Genomic DNA, 18,119 nt, shown 5'->3' on the forward strand with positions numbered 1-18,119 from the left:
CCTTAGAATGATTACTATTAAGTCACTAAATGCAATTAGCGAAAAGGAGTTCACAATGTTCCTTGGTGATACTTTCGAACATTCACCTTGGATTGCAGAAAAGGCGGCAGCCAATAGACCATTTTCATCCATAATCAATCTGCATCGATGCATGGTGGACATTGTAAGCAATTCGTCAAAGGAAGAAAAGTTAACATTAATCAGGAAGCACCCGAACCTAGGGGACAAAGTTGAAATGAGTGATGATTCGACTAAGGAACAGCATGGCGCCGGTTTAAAGGACCTTACTGCCGATGAATATGAAAATTTCATATCATTGAACCGGCAATATATGAATAAATTCGGCTTTCCATTTATCCTGGCTGTACGCGGCAAAGATAAAAATGACATATATCAATCGATGAAAACAAGGATTCACCATTCAGAAACAATAGAGTTCGATAAGGCACTATCTGAAATTCATAAAATTGCCCTATTTCGTTTACAGGATAAAATCAAAATCGAAGGAGAGAATTCAATGAAAAATAAATCAGCCGCACAAACACTAAGTTATGGAAAAGGAAATGTTTTTGCCTATAGGACCTATTCAAAGCCTTTAACCGGAATCAAACAAATACCAGAATCCACTTTTTCAGGCAGAGCTCATATCATTTTTGGCACCAATGTAAAAGTTTCCGTTGGCGGCTCATCTTTTCTTCCCTCCTTCACGGAAGGAGACAATTCCATGGTCGTCGCTACAGATTCGATGAAAAACTTCATTCAACGGCATTTAGCCACATTCAAAGGAGCAACATTAGAAGGATTTGCTTCATATGTGTCAGAAGCCTTCCTTAACAAATATCCTCAAATCGATACTGTTAAATTGATTGCCGAGGATATCCCTTTCGAAACTGTGACTGAAGCGACGGATCTTCAATTGAAACCGAGTGACCTTGTATTCAAAAAATCCCGCAACGAACGGGCCAAGGCATCCGTCGAAATCATCCGCGGGGAAAACGGCAGCGAAATCGTTCAGCAAAGCAGTTCCATCCTTGACCTCCAATTAATCAAAGTAAGCGGGAACTCTTTTGTCGGTTTTGTCCATGATGAGTATACCACGCTTCCCGAAGATGGAAATCGTCCGCTTTTCATCTATTTGAATCTCCACTGGGTCTATGAGGATCAAAAGGATGCATTCGGCGTGGAACCCTCTAAATACGTGGCTGCTGAACAGATAATCGATATCGCTACATCCGTTTTCCATGAAATGGAGACTCCTTCGATCCAAAATCTGATTTATGAAATCGGCTGCCGTATTTTAACCAGATTCCCTCAGCTTCTTGAAGTTACATTCGAATCCCAAAACCACACATGGGATACTGTCGTTTCCGAAATCCCGGAATCCAAAGGAAAAGTATATACAGAGCCGCGCCCGCCATACGGCTTTCAGGTCTTCACCGTTAAAAAAGAAAATCTCGAAAATAACAAAATCCTGGCTGCTGCTGAAGAAAACATCGGTTAAGGAGTATTTATGCCTGGTATAACAACACATATATTGGATTTAATGCATGGCCAGCCTGCCGAAAACGTGACGATTGAATTATACTTTTCCGAATCATCCACCGCTGACTGGCAGCTGCTCCAGTCAGCTGTCACAAATACAGACGGGAGGCTCGATGCCCCGCTACTAAACGCAGAAAACACTAAAAGGGGAAACTACGAAATCATTTTTCATATCGGGGATTACTTCCGTAATAAGTCCATCGAGCTTCCTGATCCGCCCTTTTTGGACCAGGTACCCGTCCGTTTCGGACTATCTTCCCCAACCTCTCATTATCATGTGCCACTGCTCGTTTCCCCATGGGGCTATCAAGTGTATCGGGGAAGTTAAAAGAAACTGCCGGAGAAGACCTTCTCCGGCAGTTTCTTTTTTGATCGATTACAGTCTGGATTATAAAACACATGACAAAACCCCACCTGTTCCCAATAGCAACTGGTGGGGTTTCTAACTGGCTTCTACATCTACATCAACCGGGAGGTCCATCTTGTGCAATCACGTCCTTTCATTTAAACGGCTAATTTACTGTATTCATCCAACTGATCTTTAGTTAAATTTTTGATGAAGCGGTCGAAGTTTATCGACTCGATTTCATACCTTTCACAAATCTTTAAATAACTTTCATAAGCTTTATCCTGAATGTTCATCATCTTGACTCCTCCTTCTGTTATATAACAATAAATTTATCTTATTAATAATATATAACAACTATACTTTCCCGTCAATGTATTTTCTGAAAATTCGGTAACATTTTCATTCCCTTAGTATTTCCCATATTGTTCTTCGCTAACCGTCTCACTTAACAAAAAAAAGGAGTACGCTAAGTGTTAAATCCCTCCTCTTTTTAAATACTGCTTTTTTCCTCCAAAAGAAAAGAAGCTGCTGATCAGCTTCCGGTAATGACTTTCATTATGGATTTACCTAAACATTAAAGGCTATAAATGTTTCCACTTTTTGATAAATAATGTTAGGTTGAGCGCAAATATTAAGAGTGTGTAAATTAATTGTTGGAATTAGAAACTAAATATTTATAAATAGTATACTTCAATATAGATAATCGATTTTGGTCTATGTTCGAAGAACTAAAATGACATGGATAAACCGTCAATTCAGGTACTTTATACACAATGGAATCTGATGGACTTTTAATAAATGAGGAACGAAACGTCGATGGGAAAATAAGATAATTATTTATTCGACCACTGAAAAAGGAAATATTTATGGAAGCCAGAAAGAAAGCTTATGAACTTAAATAATAGGAGGAATACTTTAGTGGATCAAAACAAAACAAACAGAAGTTTTAAGTCACTAATTGAAATACTATTGGTTTCAACAAGGCTTGGTTTAACATCGTTTGGTGGGCCAATAGCACATTTAGGTTACTTTCATGATGAGTATGTTAGACGAAGAAAATGGATGGATGAAAAAAGCTATGCTGATTTAGTTGCTTTGTGTCAATTCTTGCCTGGTCCAGCTAGCAGTCAGGTTGGAATTGGAGTCGGAGTTATGCGGGGAGGTTTCTTCGGTGGAATTTTAGCTTTCCTTGGTTTTACACTGCCTTCAGTGATAGCGTTAGTAATATTAGCATTATTTTTCAAAGGAATGGATGTTTCAAATGCAGGCTGGATCCACGGATTAAAAATAGTAGCAGTAGCCGTAGTTGCACACGCCATTTTGGGGATGTCAAAAAATTTAACTCCAGATATAAAGAGAAAGACAATTGCATTAATAGCCTTGGTTGGGACCTTGATTTGGCAGACTGCCTATGTGCAAGTTGGTATTATTTTACTGGCCGCATTTATTGGTTTTCTAATTTATAAACAACACGACGAAAGTTATGAATCTAACGTTCATTTTCCGATTTCGCGTGGTGTCGGTTTTGTTAGTTTAGCTTTATTTTTCGGATTACTGTTTCTACTTCCAATTTTACGAGAGGTTACTTCATCAAATTGGATTGCTCTGTTTGACAGCTTTTATCGGTCTGGTTCTTTAGTGTTTGGTGGTGGACACGTAGTCTTGCCATTGCTTGAACGTGAATTTGTCCCTACTGGATGGCTAGACAAAGAGGCATTTCTTGCTGGATATGGTGCAACACAAGCTGTACCAGGACCATTATTTACGTTTGCAGCGTACATAGGTGCCGTGATAAATGGATGGCAAGGTGGCTTATTAGCAACAATTGCTATTTTCTTACCTGCATTTCTTCTTATTCTAGGGACATTGCCATTTTGGGACACATTACGCCGTAATTCTAAAGTAAAAGGGGCATTAATGGGAGTAAATGCAGCAGTTGTAGGCATCTTGATTGCGGCTTTTTATAATCCCATTTGGACCAGCTCCATCTTAGCTCCTATAGACTTTGCTTTTGCCGCCATCTTATTCAGCATGCTTGTGTATTGGAAATTGCCGCCTTGGTTTATAGTGATAACCGGTGCTATTGGCGGCTCACTTATGACGTTAATATGAATCGAGGTATTTTATTCATTTATCGTTTCACATTTTCATCTTATTCATTCTATATTTCCTATGGAACTAACCTGCACCGTTAGTTCCAAGGCTCCCCTAATACAACCCTATTATGGAAATAAAGTCCCCATTAGTTGCATTAGAAAAAGCTACGACAATGAAAGCTACAATCTTCATTTAAAGCTACAGCTGAACAAAATAACCGCCCCCTTTTAAGGGCGGTCTTCTAGAATTGTGCTAAATTAATCTTTCTATAAACGCAATAATTGGCATTTAGATGCCTAATTTGACATTAAAAAAAGCAGTGTGATGAAACAGAACATCAGGCCAGATTTCAAACTATGCTGCAGATTTTGAATCAGTTTGATAATTTCTTCCTGTTCGAGCAACTTTATTCCAGTCTTTGTTAAAGAAATAAGCAATGCTCCCATACATAACAATATACAAAGTTACAAATCGATAGACAAATATATCAAAAATAATTGTAATAAATAATCGATATCTATCCTTCTTCTGAAACGTAAACCCGTAATGCTTACCCATACCAATTGCCACCAAGTCATACGTTAAACTAAATAAAAAAATGTAAGACAAATAGGTAAATATATAATAAGGAGAGAAAGTAGGAGGGGTTAAGGTACTATTTATCACAAAAATACCTGTCGTAACATAAGTACCGATGGTCCCTACTAGAAAAGATTCGGCTATGTAGAAAAAGGAAACCGGCTTAGTGAAAAACGTTTTCCAAAAAAAAGATCTAAAATGGATAAAACAATCAATAAATGCTTTTTGCCATCGTATGCGTTGTTTGATAAAATCCTTCCAGTTCTCAGGTAATTCTGTATAACAAACAGCTTCCGGTACAAAAACAATCTTCTTTTTTTTCTGTCCCGATATGTACCTATGAATGCGCAGTGTTATATCAATATCTTCTCCTATTGTTGTACGATATCCTCCTACATCAACAAGAGCTTGTTTTGTAAAAATACCAAACGCTCCGGATATGATAGCTAATGCACGAAAGCGTGCAAGAGATACTTTAGTAATATAGAATGCTTTTAGGAAATCCAACACTTGGACACGAACTAGCATATTTGTATGAAGTAAAGACAAGTCTCTCAAAGGATTAGATGTTTTTGTTTGCAAAACGTGCACCATACCACCTGCAGCAACTACATCCTTATCCTCAAATGTGTTGTTAACAATTGATAAGGCCTGTTCTGTCAATATGGTGTCAGCATCTAATGTTACAATCAAACTTTGGCTAGAATATTCAATACCTGCATTTAAGGAATCAGCTTTTCCCCCATTCTTTTTATCTATAACGTAGATATTAGGATAAAGTTTGGATTGATAAAAATTTTCTACTTTCTTATGGGAAAGCTTTCTAAGTGCAGATTTTGAACATGGTTTTAACTTTAGAAATTTATGAAAGAGATTCATAGTCTTATCATTTGAACCGTCATTGATATAAATGACCTCAAACTGTGAATAAGATAATGATTTCATACTCTTAATGGAGGTTTCTATAATTCCCTGTTCATTGTAACAAGGGACTAGAATACTAATTCCTTTTTCCTTTTCAAGAATTTGTTTTATCCCTTCGCTTTGTCCACGAAACCAAGGTAAACAATGGAACAAATGAAGTAAAGAAAAAACAATAGATAAGCAGAACAAACATACGATAAAGATACCCAATAAAACAATCCTCCTTAAAATAAGAATAGCAAAATAATATTGCTTTCTCCCAATATAATTCAAGAGGAATCTGGCTTTTTTGAGGGTAAATAAGAAAAAGTATATATGCTCCACGTATTTCAGGGGTATCTAAAAACACGTAATGGATTCTTTTTTGATACTAGGACTGTATTTGCCAGACCTTTTAGCGGTACCCCTATAAGAAAATCCCTGTCCTGAAATAATCTTAAAATATAAAAAAGCACACCTATTAGTCATGTATAATAAACTAATAACTCCACCTAAAATTTTTATTTCCTCAGAATTTATTTCCTTGTTTTTATACTTATACACCTGTTTATTTTAAATTTTGATAAAACTGCTTGTATAAACAAAAACGCTATACCTTTTAAGGCATAGCTCTCAGTTAGCAAAAAAGAAATAACAGGTAGTCCCACCTGCTATTTCTTTTAAATATATTTCGCTATAATCGACTGAACCCTATTATACCTCCATTGTATAATTTATTACGCATTTAAGCATATTTGTGTTATTCAGGAACAGTGAAGATGATTTTACCGTCCATGATGGTCATTTTCACTTTTGTTTCAGGTATCTCCTCAAGCGGAACCGCAAAAAGATCACGGTCGAGGACAACGATATCAGCAAGCTTCCCCACTTCCAATGTCCCTTATTCATGCTCTTAAAATTACCTTTATAAAGTAAACATTAGATCACCAACAATCGTTCTATTAATCTACCGTTCGTTTAAATTTCAGGCCAAGTATACCAAATTTTGAGAAGAAGGATTGCACAGCCTTAATTACGATATGGTAAGCGTAAAATAAGACAGCAACCCTACTTTTAAAAAAACAGAATTAGCTTGATGGGTACGGGACCTCCTAAGAGCATTATTTTTTAATGATTAACTAAACAGCGCTTTGTTTGTTCCCTTTTTTGAAGGGGATGGGGTTGGGAGTATTTCTTTTTGTAAAATAGGGCCGTATGTATCGACACGACGGTCTCTAAAGAATTGCAGAATTTTTCTAGTCTCTTCTATTTCTTTCAAATCAATTTCTTGCACAATAATTCCTTCTTCATCATCAAGTGAAGCTAGAATATTCCCGAAGGTATCGCTAATGAATGAACCGCCATAAAAATTCATGTCCTTTTCCTGGCCCACTCGATTTGTCGCAGCAACGAATACACCATTAGAAATGCCATGAGCGGAAATTGCCTTTTCCCAGGATGATCTTGTTGATATCTCGGGATGATCTGGCTCTGAACCAATAGCGGAAGGATAGAATAATATTTCTGCACCTTGTAAGCTCAAAATTCGAGCAACTTCTGGATACCACTCGTCCCAACAAATCCCGACTCCTATTTTTCCATAAGCCGTTTCATAGACAGGATATCCAGTATTGCCTGGAACGAAATAATATTTTTCATGATACTGGGGACCATCCGGAATATGATTTTTTCTTGTAATCCCTAAACATTCTCCATCAGCATCAAATACAGCTGCACTATTAAAATAAATTCCAGCACCTGCTCTTTCGTAAAAAGGGACAATCAGGACAATTGCTAATTCCTTTGCTAATTCACCCATTTCGGCTAATGTACCGCTATCCACATTTTCAGCTAAATCATAATTTTTCACACTGACCGTTTGCGGAAAATATTGTGAAGAAAATAATTCCTGTAAGCAAACGATTTGTGCACCTTTATTTACTGTTTCTTTTATTTTCTCTATCGTTTTTTGGATATTTTGCTCAATGGATTCTCCGCAATGAATTTGAATAAGACCAACTTTTACTTTTGACATTTTCTCACTACCTACCTTTTAATATTTTTTACCTTATACCTTTTGGACGACCTGGTTTTCATATACGATCTTTCCATCCATAATCGTCATCTTCACTTCTGTTTCAAGAATTTCCTCTGTTGATATGCTGAATAAATTTTTATTTAATACTGCGATATCCGCTATCTTCCCTGCTTCCAATGTGCCTAATTCTTTATCTCTGAAAGATCCGAATGCCGGTGTAGCCGTGTAATATTTTAACGCTTGTGCTAATGTTACTCCTTCCGACTCTTGCCACGCCTTCCCGGTTAAATCTTTTCTCGTGATTGCCTGATAAATACCCATCATGGGATTTAGGGGCACTACAGGAAAATCTGTACCAAAGGCAATTTTAGCACCAGTATCCACTAGTGTTTTGATAGGATAATAGAGAGGTTGTTGTTTTTCACTGATTCTGGCTGTATATGCCTCACTTTCCATTAATTCGATATGTTTAGGTTGAAAGGAAGCGATTACATCTAATTCCTTAAAGCGGCGAACATCATCCGGATGCAATACCTCCACATGTTCAATGACATGTCTGGCATCTCTTTGTCCATTTACGTTTCTCGCTTCTTCAAATGCATCCAATGCTAAGCGGACAGCACCGTTACCAATTGCATGGAAACGAATTTGAAAATTTTCCTTATCTGCCTTTTTTACTAATTGTTTAATTGTTTCAGCTGGATAAGTGGTTCCGCCTTTTGTTTCAGGACGGTCTTTGTAATGATCCAATAAAAAAGCAGTATGACTTGTCACAACACCATCTATAAATTGTTTTAACCCAGAAAAGGTAAGCTTGTCTGACTGATATTTTTTTTGTAATTCCTTTGCGTCAGCTAAATCCATTTTTAACTCCGGCGAAAAGTGAATTCTAGTTGTAAGTAATCCTTCTCTCTCAAATTCCTTGAAAATTTCAAGATCGTCTAATGGATTTGGAGCAATTTTAGCTCCGTATAAATCATTAACGGATGTGATTCCCAATCTTTTTGTTTCATTAAGAAAACCTTGGAATAGGCTTACACGTTTATCCTTCGGTAATTTGTATGCATGTTCTGATGCATACCCAATTGCCTGTTCAAATAAAAGGCCTGTCAGTTCCCCATTTTCATCTTTTCCAATTTCTCCATATTCCGGATCTGGTGTATCCTTCGTTAATTGAATCATTTCCATTGCTTTACTATTAATCCATGCGTAATGCACTTCTGCATTGAATAATAATACGGGACGATCACAAATATATTTATCTAGTGTTGTTCTATGTGGCAGCACTTTGTTCTTCCAATTGGTATGATCCCAGCCAACACCAAATATCCACTCATCATTTGGTCTCGTTTCTGCAAATTCACCTACTATTTTGGCTGCATCTTCTTCTGAAGCGGCATCAAATAATTTGGCACTATCCTTCTGTAAAATGCTTCCCATCATAATGTGCATATGAAAATCATGAAATCCCGGAACAATTAGTCCGTCTTCCATGTCATACACTTTTGTTTGTTTTCCAAGGAATGACATTATATTTTCTTTAGAACCGATTTTAATAATTTTATTATCTTTAATGGCGATAGCTGCTTTTATTGGCTCATCTTGTAACCCAGTAAAAACATGTTGACCAGAAAGAATGATGTCTGCAATTACCATTTTTATCCTCCTTGATGAATATAGCTTTTATGCCTGAATTTCTTTTTCAATCGCACTATCGATAGAAAGCTCTGGCGGCCGCTTACTAAACATTTTCGTATTTGATAGCAGCATGATGACACCAATTCCAAACCATCCCAGTCCGAGTAAAAGTGCCTTTGAATCAAGACTGGTCCATAACCAAATTGTAAAACCGGTACCAATCAGCGGCAATATTAGGTATTTTAGTGTGTTCATTCCGTTTCGCTGTTTTTCTCTAATAAAATAATGGGAAATAACCGAAAGATTAACAAATGTAAAGGCAACAAGCGCCCCAAAGTTAATAAAGGATGATGCTGTCACTAAATCAACAAATAAAGCAGATAAAGCAAAAATACCCACTAAGATGATGTTGTGTGTTGGAGTTTGAAATTTTGGATGAATATGACCAAATATTTTCTTTGGAAGAACTCCATCTCTCCCCATCGCATACAAAAGCCGCGAAACACTTGCATGAGCTGATAAACCAGATGCCAGCCCCCCGGTAATATATCCTGCTAGAAAAATAGATTGAAATAAATTACCCCCTATGTACATGGCAATTTCCAAGGAAGCGGAATCTGGATCTTTAAAAGCTTGGAAATTAGGGTAAACAAGGTGACTGATGTATGAGATGGTGACAAACAGACCTCCCCCTATTAATGCGACGAGGAAAATGGCCTTTGGTATTATTTTTTTCGGATTAATGGTCTCCTCTGAAAATGTGGTAACAGCATCAAATCCTAAAAATGATAAACATAAAACAGAAGATCCTGCTAATACTAAAGATAGTGGTATATCTCCATTCACAAATGGAGAACTCATGAATAATGTTCCTGAACCCATTCCGTTAAGTAACCCTTTAATCGAGAGGAATGTAAATATAACGATTATTAGAAATTGACAGGCAACTAATAAAACATTTATTTTTGTTGCTATTTTCACTCCAATTATATTTACAGTGGTGATTAAAATGACAAAGGCAATTAACCAGACGGAAAAAGGAACGGATGGAAAATATGCGTTTAAGTATATAGCGATCAGTAATCCATTGATCATTGGCAAAAATAAATAGTCCAATAGGATAACCCAGCCCACTAAAAACCCAAGGTGAGGATTAAGAGCCTTTTGAGTAAATGTATATGCAGAACCGGCAACAGGGTAGGCCTTAACCATTTGGCCATAACTATAGGCTGTAAACAACATACCAGCCAAAGCTATGATATAGGCAGCAGGTACCATCCCTTTCGTTATTTCCGCAACAACCCCATAAGTAGAAAAAACTGTTGTAGGTGCCATATAAGCCAATCCAAATAGCACTAAAGGAAATACTGTTAACGAACGTCTTAATTTTGCATTTTCCATGTATCACTCCACCCTTATTCGTGATTAATTAACTTATATGCAAATACCATACCAAGTGGGGATTAATGGTATTTTGCCAACAATTGCAATATACAGATTATTTAATGAATTAATAGGTTTATGCAATTCTACATCAATTATTTAATATTGCATAATTAGTCGTCAGTGTCGGAAGTTAATACCAGCTCGACTACTTCTTGAATTCCCCTTTTATTCCATAAGAAAAAGAGCTGCCAAAGCAACTCCTTTGAAAGAGTAAATTAACAATAGTCGAAAATATTTATAGGTTTATAATAAGTTTCTCTAAAGACAGTTTCGCTCTTAAGCTAAGGCACCCCTTATTTACGTGCATTTTTCTGTACATATAAAGATTTAAGTATTAATGCTATCTTGTTTCAATCGCCATACGCAGGTTCGAGATGACTCCAAGAAGCAATATTAACGAACAAACCATTTTTTCAAAAGCTGTTCCAAATAATTGCAGGATAAACCCAAATGACCAAAGCACAACAAAAAACCAACATATCACGGTTATTCCTTTATATAATATATTTCTGCCAACAAACAGTGTGAAAAAACCTCCAATTATAGAAATAATGGTATTCATAATAGAAATTGGTAGCTGAGCAGCCAGAGATTCAGACCTTCCACCATTAACCCATGTCAATGGAATAATGCCGTTAATAATAAGAACATGGATTAAGATTGTCAAAGAGTAAAAGCTAATCCCCATAAATAAAGCTGTTTTCATATCAATTTTTCTAAGTCTTTCTAACAGACAATCACCTCATTTCTCCCCGTTATCATATTATTTAATTTAGTGATGTTCTATTCATATATCTACCGTCGTATGACACGTTACCCCTTTGCTCAAAACCCCTCCGAATATTTATATTGGTAGTAAGATTTCGGGAGATGTATCAAATATCATCTTTATTCATTTACTAAAATCATCAACGAATCAAGGTAAAATTAAAAGGCATGAGCCCGGTAGATTACCGGGTTCATGCCCTCAAGGCTGCCTAAGTAAATATAGTGTCTAACTTTTTGGGTTCACTTACTTATGCAAGGCCTTGTATTTTCCCCTTCATTCTTTCAATGAAGGGTGAAAAATTTCGTGGGGATACTTCTGTTGGATATAGCGTATTAGTGCAGTGACAACCTGCGGACCGGATTCTACGAGTCTACCTTGTTCAAATGCAGTGAAGTTATCACCGCCTGAAGCCAAATAATTACTAACCGCTACTTCATATTCGTTGCTTGCCTGAATCTCTTGACCCTTCATGTCTTTCAGCCCATTAATGCGGTTGCCAATTGGAGCATCGGGGTCCCAATTATACGTTAAACCCACCGTTTGCAACCTATTTTCATAATCCTTCGTCCACTGCTGTTCTAAAGCTAGTTTTATTTGGTCACCTGTTAAGATTAACTTACTGACACTATGACCCAAAGGCAAGCCTGTATAAAGGTCTTCTACAGTGATTTCCCCTTTTTTTAAACTTTTCCGCATTTCGCCTTGATGGACAAAAGCTATATCTACCCCCATGGCTTCCCGCTCAGATTCTGCAATCATTTTCGCTAATGGGGATTCACCGTTTGCATCTTGATTTCGTTTGATTTCTTTAGGCATTTGTCCTATTACCTGATTAAAATGGCTCCCCAATCTTTTTCTATATTTATTTAGAAGAGCAACCGTTTCTTTATCTGGTTTTATATGATGATGTGCAGTGACAATAATCTTTGCTTGTTTCTTAACGATATTTTTAGTATGTGGGTCAATTTCAAGTTTTACTTGAGAAAAGGCTTTCCCATTAGAATAAGCTTGAACGATCAGTTTACCGGCTGCAACGGTATTGGCATATTCATGGCTGTGACCGGCAAAAATGACATCGACCTCATCATCGATTTTTGGTGCCATCTCCACTAAATCTCCACTGGAATTTGCTCCTGCCTTATCTGATTTAGCTGAATTATGTGCCAGTACAACAATTACTTTAATCCCTTTTTCCTTTAAAATCTTAACGGTTCGGTTAATAGCTGAAACTTCATCCGTAATTTCTACTTCTTTTCGATTTTCAGGTGCCACATACAGGTTGGTCTCTTTTGTTACCACCCCGATAAATCCAATATTAATTCCGTCAATTTGTTTAATAACATACGGTGGTAACAAGGGAGTACCCGACTTTCTATCGATTATATTTGCAGAACTATAAGAAGTATTGGCCCCTTGAAAATAACCTGTTTTTTTATTGAATCCTCCATAAATAAGACGTTTCATTTCATTTACGCCTTGGTCCAATTCATGATTTCCAGGTGTCCCGACATCAAAGTGCAGAAGGTTTAAAAATTCAATCGTGGGTTCGTCTTTAAATTGAGAAGAGATTGGAGGACTTCCTCCTACCATATCACCTGCATGAACAAGTAGTGTATTTGGGTTTTCTTGTTTATATTTTTTTAAATGGGCAGACAGGTATTCAGCCCCACCTGCCATGGTTCCTGAAACCATTTGATATTTGTTTAGTTGGCCGTGAAAATCATTAACGCCTAACAATTGTACTTGAATGTAGCGGTTGGATGTGGAATGATCCGTTGTGGAATGATTGGATGAGAATGCTGAGATTTTATAAGTTACGAAAATGATGATAAATACCAAGATGAACAAAGAAGATATGGCCTGAAATTTTGACAATTTCCGATCCCTCCCTCTAGATGTAAATTAAGAATAACTCTTGAATTTTATATCCGTATAAAGGGACCGTGATTTTTTGTTATATTTCATATAATAATTGTTAAGTTAACCCAGTACATGCATATCTTTTTAAAATACTCATACGGCCTAACATTTAGAAATCTGTTAAGATTTTGACTAGCAATAAATCCAGTTTTATTTAAAAAGGCTCCAATTTTTCTACCCATTAAACCATAGTACTTGAATTTATCCTCATTCTTAAAAAAAGTTCAACTAACGCACTCCTTCAGTTTAATTCCGCTCGTACGGAAAGTGGTGCAATGCCTTATCAGATTCCCCGGCCTAATTTGGTACTAATGGACAGCTCTAATCATATTCTTATAAAAAGAAAACAATAAGAAGGGGTGCAAAGTCAGTTGATAAAAGTTAAGGTTGGTTTACGGCCCATTGTAAGTAAAATAAATTTACCTACTGTTTTGAAAACAACCATACTTCCAGGTGACTCAATTGAAAGATTATTTATTGCAACCCAGGTAGGAGAGATCTTTTACATAGGAAACGGAGATATAAGGACTTTTTTAGATATTCGCCCGCGAATCCTGAAACTAGGTGCTTCTGGCGGATATGATGAACGGGGATTGCTAGGGCTAGCGTTTCATCCCGAGTTTTATTATAACGGTCTGTTTTATCTTCATTATTCAGTGGCTGGAACACAAGGACCAGGTGCTCTTCCTGAATCTTTTAAGCCTGATCCGTGTAATCCCAGAACTTTAAACCTAAGGTGGATAAATAGAGAAACTCAATATGATCATATTGATACAATTGAAGAATGGATTTTACAATCGAATGGCCAACCCCAAAAACGACGGACATTACTTAACTTAAGAAGACCATTTTCAAATCATAATGGGGTCAATAGTTTAAACTTTTCACCTGAAACAGGAAATCTTGTTTTAACAACCGGAGATGGTGGATCAGGCTATGATCCATTTAACTTAAGCCAGGATAATCTAGAAATCGCTGGTAAAATAATTGAAATTGATGTAGGTAAGAATATGTACGTCAATGATCCACCCATTGTCACACGTTTCAATGAACTTCCCACAACCATTCAGGAAGCGCTCATGGTAATGGCCAAAGGGGTTCGCAATATACCAGGCATTTCATTTCAAAGGTTTTATAATCAGTATATTAAATATGCGGGAAATGTCGGCCAGAGTATGGTCGAGTCGATTTTTTCATTCGTTCATTATAAACCAATGCCGGTTACTCAGCTTATTCAAGCTTCTTTCATGAATTCTGAACCTGACAAAGAAGGATTTATTAACTTTGGCTGGCGAGGTTGGGAAGGTGCTTTTCCTGCTTCGATTATAAAAGGCTGCACTGAAAATCGGAATTTGGATGAAAAAACAATTGCTTATTACAATGAAGCAGCAACACTTTCAGGGAGTCGTCTTCAGCCTTTAACTAGTTATTTTCATAAAGATACCAGACCCGATAAGTTTGGGGGAACTGCACTTACAGGAGTGCAAGCATATATGGGGAAAAGCATCCCTGGTTTAACAGGAAGCGTTCTGTTTACCGATCTTGCCCGGAAAGAATCTCACCCTCAGGTTAGAGGGGCTCTAGCTTATACTACCGTTAGGCCAAATGGTGAACAAAATGATTTTAGTGTGATACAAACCGATTATGATTTTGGGTCTCAATCAGCTTATTATGTTAATTTGGGAACGAACCTGGATCAAAGCAGATTATATTTAGGGGTTTATGGCTCTATGAAAGTGACTGATTTCAACCAGGGTACTGTTTTTGAAATTGTTCCTTGAATCATAACTATAAAATTCTTGATAATTCTCTTACGAATCGAAATTAAAACCAAGTGATGGAGAATCACTAAATTATAATCATTTTTAATCTTTTAAAAATGATTAAAGCAATTTCAACCCATAACCAGCTATAAATGAAAGCAAATATAAAGCCAGTTATTAGAAATGAAAAGGAAACAGAGACGGCTGGACCTAAAACCGGAAAGTGAAAAATAAATATTAGACTCAGAATCCCTAACATTAAAAGAATTGCACCAGCAGCAATAATACTTAATCTCTTCCTAAAGAAGTAAAAAGATGCCCCTATGCCAAGTCCTAACAATCCTGTTGTAAAAGGAAATACAATCAGTTCGGTTGGCTGTAGGATGAATAACAACATAATTGTCAGAAGGTAGGTCATCACTCCATATGGAATGGAAAACATGGAACATATCAGAATAGGTGCAGTGGCTAGCGGACTTATAAAATATCCTATACCTGGTAAAAAGCCAGCAGCAGCCTGTAGAATAGCAGCAATACAGGCAAAAATAGATCCTAGAATGAGCTTCATCGTTTTTTTATGTTTATTGAATATTATTTGAGATAAACGAACCTCATCAGAAATAGGTTTAAAAAAATACACCTTTCCACCTCCTTCCATTTGGTTTATACGTTACGATACATTATATTACCATTTATTAGAGGTGGAACAATTATTAATAATCCAAACATCAATTTCCTGTGTAATGAAAAATAGCTTAATAAATAAAAAAACAAGGCCTTATTGGCCCTGCTTTTTATTTGACTATTACTTTCCCAACCATTCCTTCCTGGAAATGGTACCGGCAAGTCAGTTCATATGTACCGGGCTGTTTCGGTTGCACGGTAATGGTTTTTTCTTTACCTGGCTGGACCTCGGCGTCAATTCCGAGCTTTTCCACTGTGAAGGTGTGTTCTTTTGTACCTTTGTTTTTCAATATCAACGTTGTGGCTGTTCCATTCGGAATAGTGATGACTTCCGGATTAAAGTAATCATCGTTCAACTCTACCTCAATCGATTTCACCGAAGGCTGAGCTACAACACCGGATTCGGCAAATACGCCGAGTGAGCCTAGAGTTGTCACAACTACAAACATTGCAAGCACAACAACCAATCCTATTACCCGCTTTTTCACAGACATTCGCAATCCTTCCTTCCCTAACACTATTTTTTCTCATCCATTAATATATTATTACTATTAATTTGGTTGCAAAGGAGAGCTGCTAGTCAGCTCCTTAGCAAAGCACCTGATAGCTCAATAACAATCATTTATACAAGATATCATCTCTTAGTGTAGCAACTTTAGTTAAAGCTGTATCTATGTCAGCTTCATTTACTCCAAAGTGGGCTAGTGCATCGTTAAGATGTTTTACAATGGCATTAAAATGGTCTGGTTGCAGATTCAATCCTTGGTGAGCTTTTGCCATGGATTGTCCAGAATATTGTTTTGGACCACCTAATGCAAAACTAATGAACTTAGTTTGATGACGGCGTTGCTTTTCCATATCCGTCTTTTCAAAAAAGTGATTAACTGTCTCATCCTTAAGAACCAATTCGGAGTAAAAATAGTCCACAACTTTTGCTATCGCTTCTTCCCCGCCGACTTTTTCATAAAGTGTTTGTTCCATATATACACTCCTAACTTGTAATTAATAGAAGTATTCTTTGTAGAAAATTTGTTTTTATTCCTTATCTTTCAATTTAATCCCCTTTTGCTGAGATTCACTTATCCCTCTTTATTTCAACTTGTTGCTACCAAGTTGCTGAAAATGCATAATTGATTTAGGAAGTTCCATTTATTACATTCACTGTTCACACGATAATTTTATATATTCAAATTGTAATGTGACAAAATTGTAATCTTACTTCCTGTTACATCTATGGTGGGAAAAGGGATGAATTTTATAGTATGTAACATGAGGAGGAGATTTACGTTGAAAAAAGTATTACAAACTAAAAACTTATCTAAATCCTATGGAAAGGCACAGGTTTTAAAAAATATTGACCTTACCATTACTTCGGGTGAATTTACGGCTATTATGGGGCCATCCGGTTCAGGAAAAACCACACTGATGAATGTGCTCTCGACAATAGATAAATTTTCTGGCGGGGAGGTCTGGCTTGAAGAACAGGCCCTGTTGGATTTAAACAAAAAAGCATTGCGTACGTTTCGCCAAGAACGAATGGGGTTCATCTTTCAAGATTACAACTTGCTTGATACTTTAACGATAAAAGAGAACATTCTCCTGCCCCTTTCATTGAGGAAATTTTCTACGGATGAGATGGAAAGACGACTGAAACCAGTCATTCAGGCATTGAATATTGAAGAAATCCAGGATAAATACGCGGGCGGTCCGGGAGCCTTCTCGGCGCCTTTGCGCCTGCGGGGTCTCCCTTGACGCGCTTTTCCCGCAGGAGTCTCCCACACCCGCTCCAATAAACTTGTTTTAACTTTTAGCTAGAGCCCTTTTGTCTACAAACTGAGCCAAGCGACTATAGTGTTAGTCCACAATATTTTTATCAGCAATTAATAACCACTAATGGGTGATGACTTCTCCTATTTTTCGAGTATGCACTCAAACAGAAGGATACCCAAAAAACTGTAGACATTAATTTTAAGATAAAAAAGTTACCAGATTGCCCAAAAAATAAGTATAAGAATGTAATAGAGTGGATAAACTAATAAAAAAGGAGTGGGAGATTATGGAGACTAAAATTAAAGAAGGAACGAAAGAAATGTGGAGCGAAATTAATGCATGTATAACTCGGAAAATTAATGAAAAACATGATTTATCTTTTCAAAAGAAGAGCAATGATAATTATATGAATCTATATATTCAAACAGCCGTATTACACACCCTATTTGAACTATCAGACGAGTTCAGGAAAATTGAAAGAAAATATAACGGATTGTGATGCTTCCGGAAAGGTCATGCACCAAATTTAACTTAACGGTGGATTAGGATTAAACTCTTTAAGGGAGCTCTTTAATCCTAATCCACCTTTTCTTTCCAGCTTTATCACTTACATTATTAGCT

The 18,119-nt window shown here is 36.8% G+C and carries 17 protein-coding genes; 6 read left to right on the forward strand and 11 right to left on the reverse strand.

The features are described 5' to 3' along the window. The first annotated feature begins 7 nt into the window (after nt 1–7). Nucleotides 8–1,501 carry a factor-independent urate hydroxylase gene (pucL, locus tag ACIQZD_RS10425; RefSeq protein ID WP_402901592.1) on the forward strand — a complete coding sequence of 498 codons (1,494 nt, stop codon included), beginning with the start codon at nt 8–10 and terminating at the stop codon, nt 1,499–1,501. A 9-nt stretch (nt 1,502–1,510) separates the two neighbouring features. Continuing rightward, nucleotides 1,511–1,870 (forward strand): hydroxyisourate hydrolase, encoded by a 360-nt coding sequence (uraH, locus tag ACIQZD_RS10430; protein WP_402901595.1) that lies wholly within the window; start codon nt 1,511–1,513, stop codon nt 1,868–1,870. Nucleotides 1,871–2,046: 176 nt separating this feature from the next. Here uraH and ACIQZD_RS10435 read toward each other — a convergent pair whose 3' ends face one another. Then, nucleotides 2,047–2,187, reverse strand: coding sequence for a hypothetical protein (locus ACIQZD_RS10435; protein WP_157831099.1), 141 nt, complete (start codon nt 2,185–2,187; stop codon nt 2,047–2,049). A gap of 592 nt (nt 2,188–2,779) precedes the next feature. Between ACIQZD_RS10435 and ACIQZD_RS10440 the strand changes: the two genes are divergently transcribed. Continuing rightward, nucleotides 2,780–4,003, forward strand: coding sequence for a chromate transporter (locus ACIQZD_RS10440; RefSeq protein WP_402901599.1), 1,224 nt, complete (start codon nt 2,780–2,782; stop codon nt 4,001–4,003). Nucleotides 4,004–4,342: 339 nt separating this feature from the next. On the opposite strand, the gene ACIQZD_RS10445 is transcribed toward ACIQZD_RS10440, so the two are convergent. From ACIQZD_RS10445 to ACIQZD_RS10480, 7 genes are all read right to left on the reverse strand, one after another. Then, nucleotides 4,343–5,701, reverse strand: coding sequence for a glycosyltransferase family 2 protein (locus ACIQZD_RS10445; RefSeq protein ID WP_402901602.1), 1,359 nt, complete (start codon nt 5,699–5,701; stop codon nt 4,343–4,345). 529 nt (nt 5,702–6,230) lie between these two features. Next, nucleotides 6,231–6,359: an amidohydrolase family protein gene (locus tag ACIQZD_RS10450; protein ID WP_402901605.1), complete on the reverse strand. Its 129-nt coding sequence runs from the start codon at nt 6,357–6,359 to the stop codon at nt 6,231–6,233. Between the two features lie 246 nt (nt 6,360–6,605). After that, nucleotides 6,606–7,505 carry a carbon-nitrogen hydrolase gene (locus ACIQZD_RS10455; protein WP_402901608.1) on the reverse strand — a complete coding sequence of 300 codons (900 nt, stop codon included), beginning with the start codon at nt 7,503–7,505 and terminating at the stop codon, nt 6,606–6,608. Between the two features lie 33 nt (nt 7,506–7,538). Then, entirely contained in the window at nt 7,539–9,164 is a 1,626-nt protein-coding gene (locus tag ACIQZD_RS10460) for an amidohydrolase (RefSeq protein ID WP_402901611.1), read from the reverse strand. 27 nt (nt 9,165–9,191) lie between these two features. Continuing rightward, nucleotides 9,192–10,547: an APC family permease gene (locus ACIQZD_RS10465; protein WP_402901614.1), complete on the reverse strand. Its 1,356-nt coding sequence runs from the start codon at nt 10,545–10,547 to the stop codon at nt 9,192–9,194. Between the two features lie 385 nt (nt 10,548–10,932). Then, entirely contained in the window at nt 10,933–11,298 is a 366-nt protein-coding gene (locus ACIQZD_RS10470; protein WP_402901617.1) for a hypothetical protein, read from the reverse strand. A gap of 336 nt (nt 11,299–11,634) precedes the next feature. Further along, nucleotides 11,635–13,236 (reverse strand): bifunctional metallophosphatase/5'-nucleotidase, encoded by a 1,602-nt coding sequence (locus ACIQZD_RS10480; protein WP_402901620.1) that lies wholly within the window; start codon nt 13,234–13,236, stop codon nt 11,635–11,637. A gap of 416 nt (nt 13,237–13,652) precedes the next feature. Between ACIQZD_RS10480 and ACIQZD_RS10485 the strand changes: the two genes are divergently transcribed. Beyond that, nucleotides 13,653–15,062, forward strand: a complete 1,410-nt coding sequence (locus ACIQZD_RS10485) for a PQQ-dependent sugar dehydrogenase (RefSeq protein WP_402901623.1) — start codon at nt 13,653–13,655, stop codon at nt 15,060–15,062. 67 nt (nt 15,063–15,129) lie between these two features. On the opposite strand, the gene ACIQZD_RS10490 is transcribed toward ACIQZD_RS10485, so the two are convergent. The 3 genes from ACIQZD_RS10490 to ACIQZD_RS10500 all read right to left on the reverse strand — a co-directional run bounded on the left by ACIQZD_RS10490 (nt 15,130) and on the right by ACIQZD_RS10500 (nt 16,709). Further along, nucleotides 15,130–15,684 (reverse strand): hypothetical protein, encoded by a 555-nt coding sequence (locus ACIQZD_RS10490; RefSeq protein ID WP_402901626.1) that lies wholly within the window; start codon nt 15,682–15,684, stop codon nt 15,130–15,132. 154 nt (nt 15,685–15,838) lie between these two features. Then, nucleotides 15,839–16,222, reverse strand: coding sequence for a cupredoxin domain-containing protein (locus ACIQZD_RS10495; protein ID WP_402901629.1), 384 nt, complete (start codon nt 16,220–16,222; stop codon nt 15,839–15,841). Between the two features lie 124 nt (nt 16,223–16,346). Further along, nucleotides 16,347–16,709, reverse strand: a complete 363-nt coding sequence (locus ACIQZD_RS10500) for a group I truncated hemoglobin (RefSeq protein ID WP_241593607.1) — start codon at nt 16,707–16,709, stop codon at nt 16,347–16,349. Nucleotides 16,710–17,015: 306 nt separating this feature from the next. On the opposite strand from ACIQZD_RS10500, the gene ACIQZD_RS10505 reads away from it, so the two are divergent. Both ACIQZD_RS10505 and ACIQZD_RS10510 read left to right on the forward strand, forming a co-directional pair. Continuing rightward, nucleotides 17,016–17,480, forward strand: coding sequence for an ABC transporter ATP-binding protein (locus ACIQZD_RS10505; protein WP_402901634.1), 465 nt, complete (start codon nt 17,016–17,018; stop codon nt 17,478–17,480). A 304-nt stretch (nt 17,481–17,784) separates the two neighbouring features. Further along, the gene (locus ACIQZD_RS10510; protein ID WP_101224302.1) at nt 17,785–17,997 is read left to right on the forward strand and encodes a hypothetical protein; all 213 of its coding nucleotides are present in this window, start codon (nt 17,785–17,787) and stop codon (nt 17,995–17,997) included. Nucleotides 17,998–18,119: the final 122 nt, after the last annotated feature.

It is taken from the genome of Peribacillus sp. NPDC096447, from assembly GCF_044762725.1.
Lineage (GTDB): Bacteria > Bacillota > Bacilli > Bacillales > DSM-1321 > Peribacillus.